This is a genomic window from Mesorhizobium silamurunense, assembly GCF_014843905.1.
Classification (GTDB): Bacteria; Pseudomonadota; Alphaproteobacteria; order Rhizobiales; family Rhizobiaceae; genus Mesorhizobium; species Mesorhizobium silamurunense.
On sequence record NZ_LPVS01000192.1, the window covers coordinates 1 to 817 of the forward strand.

An 817-nucleotide genomic window follows, 5' to 3' on the forward strand; every position below is an offset into this window, starting at 1 on the left:
TGTTACCCATGTCTCCGGTATGAACCGTAACCTATGTGTCCAGAATGGACCGTACTGAAGTGGCTCCCCGGGCCGGATTCGAACCAGCGACCAACCGGTTAACAGCCGGTTGCTCTACCACTGAGCTACCGGGGAACGGAGGCTCTGATGTGAGTGGCGCAGCCTATAGCAAACACCTTTCGGCTTTGCAAAGCAGCAATTCGCATTTTTTCTCCAGTTTCTCGTGCGGCCATTTGTGGCATCGCTCCGGCGTGCCCACATATGAACGGCTTCACACTGGTGCGGAACAAAGCGGCCGGTTGCTGCCTTTGATATCGATGGCTTCGGCCGCGCAGATGGGATCTGGTTTGAATGACGGCAGCTGACGACGATAACGGCCCGGCGCGGAAGATCACGGTATTCGGCCGTGAGTTCGCGATGCCGCGCTCGCGGGCATTGCGGATCGCTATCGGCGTGTTGCTCACCGTCGGCGGGATTCTGGGCTTTCTGCCGATTCTCGGTTTCTGGATGATTCCGCTCGGCTTGCTGGTGCTGTCCTACGAATTTGCGCTGGTGCGTCGCCACAGGCGGCGCTTCGTCGTCTGGTGGCAACGCCGCCGCCGGCCCGATTGAGCGCTTGCCAGGAGGCGGTTGGCGAGCTGCGGAAGCACCGTCGGGACCGGCCGCAAGCGATTGGCAACCACTGTCTCAGATGACGTATGGAAAGCGCCGGGAATGACTTGCCGGTGCTTGACGACCTTTTCCCGCCAACATAATGAGTTCGCTCGGAACGCCGGGAGCATGGAAGGCCTCGTGGCGGAGTGGTTACGCAGAGGAC

The 817-nt window shown here is 60.2% G+C and carries 1 protein-coding gene and 1 tRNA gene; one reads left to right on the plus strand and one right to left on the minus strand.

Going from position 1 to position 817, the window contains the following annotated elements; genetic code table 11:
* Positions 1 to 60 precede the first annotated feature (60 nt).
* A tRNA-Asn gene (locus tag AU465_RS32995) sits at positions 61 to 135 on the minus strand.
* A gap of 216 nt (positions 136 to 351) precedes the next feature.
* Between AU465_RS32995 and AU465_RS33000 the strand changes: the two genes are divergently transcribed.
* On the plus strand, positions 352 to 612 hold the full coding sequence (locus tag AU465_RS33000) for a hypothetical protein (RefSeq protein WP_192257189.1): 261 nt from the start codon (positions 352 to 354) through the stop codon (positions 610 to 612).
* Positions 613 to 817: the final 205 nt, after the last annotated feature.